This is a genomic window from Parachlamydia sp. AcF125, assembly GCF_018342475.1.
Taxonomy (GTDB): Bacteria; Chlamydiota; Chlamydiia; order Chlamydiales; family Parachlamydiaceae; genus Parachlamydia.
In genome coordinates this window covers 1-1,678 of the sequence record NZ_JAEMUD010000006.1, presented here as the reverse complement: position 1 = coordinate 1,678, position 1,678 = coordinate 1, and the positions used below count along the sequence as shown (strand labels likewise).

1 rRNA gene is annotated in these 1,678 nt (G+C 49.9%); it reads right to left on the bottom strand.

The features are described from left to right. Window positions 1–87: 87 nt before the first annotated feature. Window positions 88–1,630 (bottom strand): 16S ribosomal RNA (locus PARA125_RS09600). Window positions 1,631–1,678 lie beyond the last annotated feature (48 nt).

Below are 1,678 nucleotides of genomic sequence, written 5' to 3'. Positions count from 1 at the left end.
CATTTGACAGTGAAAAGAAGACAATGTGTCAAGCTTATAGAGCTTGCCCAACCTGGAAGATAACCTAAAGTTATCTTGCCTGTCCTTAAAGGAGGTGATCCAGCCCCACCTTCCGATAGGGCTACCTTGTTACGACTTCATCCCAGTCATCAGCCTCACCTTCGACGCTTCTCCCCTTGCGGTTAAGTCAGCGGCTTCGGGTAAAACCAACTCCCATGATGTGACGGGCGGTGTGTACAAGACCCGGGAACGTATTCACGGCGATGTTGCTGACTCGCCATTACTAGCAATTCCATCTTCATGTAGTCGAGTTGCAGACTACAATCTGAACTGAGATCGGCTTTTTGGGATTTGCTTCACCTCGCGGCTTTGCTGCCTTCTGTACCGACCATTGTAGCACGTGTGTAGCCCCAGACATAAGGGCCATGCGGACTTGACGTCATCCTCACCTTCCTCCTGGTTAACCCAGGCAGTCTCACTAGAGTTCCCACCTTCACGTGTTGGCAACTAATGATAAGGGTTGCGCTCGTTGCGGGACTTAACCCAACACCTCACGGCACGAGCTGACGACAGCCATGCAGCACCTGTGCAAAAGTCCCTAAGGAACACTTTATCTCTAAAGCTGTCTTTTGCATGTCAAGTCTGGGTAAGGTTCTTCGCGTTGCATCGAATTAAACCACATGCTCCACTGCTTGTGCGGGTCCCCGTCAATTCTTTTGAGTTTCACCCTTGCGAGCGTACTCCCCAGGCGGTATACTTAACGCGTTAGCTCCGGCACAGCTGGGGTTGAGTCCAGCTACACCAAGTATACATCGTTTACGGCAAGGACTACCAGGGTATCTAATCCTGTTTGCTCCCCTTGCTTTCGCGCCTCAGCGTCAGGAATAAGCTAGAAAACCGCCTTCGCCACCGATGTTCTTCCACATATCTACGCATTTCACCGCTACATGTGGAATTCCGTTTTCTCCGCCTACCCTCAAGAAATATAGTTTCAAATGCTGTTCCGGAGTTGAGCTCCGGGATTTCACATCTGACTTATGTTCCCGCCTACGCGCCCTTTACGCCCAATAAATCCGATTAATGCTTGCACCCTCCGTATTACCGCAGCTGCTGGCACGGAGTTAGCCGGTGCTTCTTTACCTGGTACTCTCAAATCTGCTGGATATTAGCCAGCCTCTCTTGCTCCCAGGCGAAAGAGCTTTACGACCCTAAGGCCTTCATCGCTCACACGGCGTCGCATCGTCAGGCTTTCGCCCATTGCGAATGATTCTCGACTGCAGCCTCCCGTAGGAGTCTGGGCAGTTCTCAGTCCCAGTGTTGGCGGTCAATCTCTCAATCCGCCTAGACGTCTTAGCCTTGGTGTGCCGTTACCACACCAACTAGCTGATATCCCATGGGCCTCTCTTTAACCGCGAGGTCTTGCGATCCCCCACTTTGATGAAATCAACTTGTGTTGCTCCACCACATTTGGTATTAGCGATCGTTTCCAATCGTTATTCCAAAGTTAAAGGCAAGTTACCCATGTATTACTAACCCTTCCGCCACTAAACGGTTGCCCGTTTCGTTCGACTTGCATGCCTCATCCACGCCGTCAGCATTCAATCTGAACCAAGATCAAATTCTCAAGTAAAAAAACTTTGAAAATTTGAGTATTTGTTATATTCTAAATATGTGGGTC